Origin of the sequence: Christensenella tenuis, assembly GCF_014287795.1 — a bacterium.
Lineage (GTDB): Bacteria > Bacillota > Clostridia > Christensenellales > Christensenellaceae > Christensenella > Christensenella tenuis.
Genome location: NZ_JACOON010000015.1, coordinates 1 through 656 on the forward strand (window position 1 = coordinate 1; position 656 = coordinate 656).

Here is a 656-nt window from a genome sequence, read left to right on the forward strand (position 1 = left end):
TCGAAAGACTTTACAATCTCAATTGCAGACTGCGTGTTGATTCCAAAGCGCTCAACGCCCATCGCCAGCAATTCGTCAAACTCTTCGCGCGTGCGGATGCCGCCCGCCGCCTTTACCTTTACGCCCGTCCCTTTCAGGTTCTGTTTGATCCTGCGGATACGCTCGATGTTCGCGTCGCCGGGCACCCAGCCCGTCCCCGTCTTAAGGAAATCCGCACCGCTTTCCACAACGATCTCGCAGGCTTTGTCCGCTTCCTCTTCCGTCAGGCAATTCAGCTCGATCAGCACCTTCGTGAGAATCGGGCGTCCCGCGTTGCGTGCAAGCGCAATGATCTGCTTCAGTTCGTTCAGCACATAATCATATTCCTTGTTTTTGAAGCGCCCCACATTCATCACGATATCCATTTCTTCAATACCGTCCTGGATGAGACCCACCGCTTCGAGAATCTTGGTCTGCGTCTTGTGCGCGCCGGACGGGAACCCAACCGGGCCTCCCGCATATACCCCATCCACATCCTTCAGCATCTCTGAAAGCTGCTTCATCCAGTTCGGAAGCACGTGTACGTTAATAAACTGGTATTCCTTCGCATAGCCTACGATCTCCTCGATATCCGACATCGTATGATGTGTCCTCACCGCGCTGATATCGATCAGGTG

The 656-nt window shown here is 54.0% G+C and carries 1 protein-coding gene; it reads right to left on the reverse strand.

Features of this window, described 5'->3' with window-relative positions:
- On the reverse strand, window positions 1–617 hold a 617-nt coding region (deoC, locus tag H8S18_RS14495; RefSeq protein WP_243165182.1), incomplete at its 3' end, for a deoxyribose-phosphate aldolase.
- Window positions 618–656 lie beyond the last annotated feature (39 nt).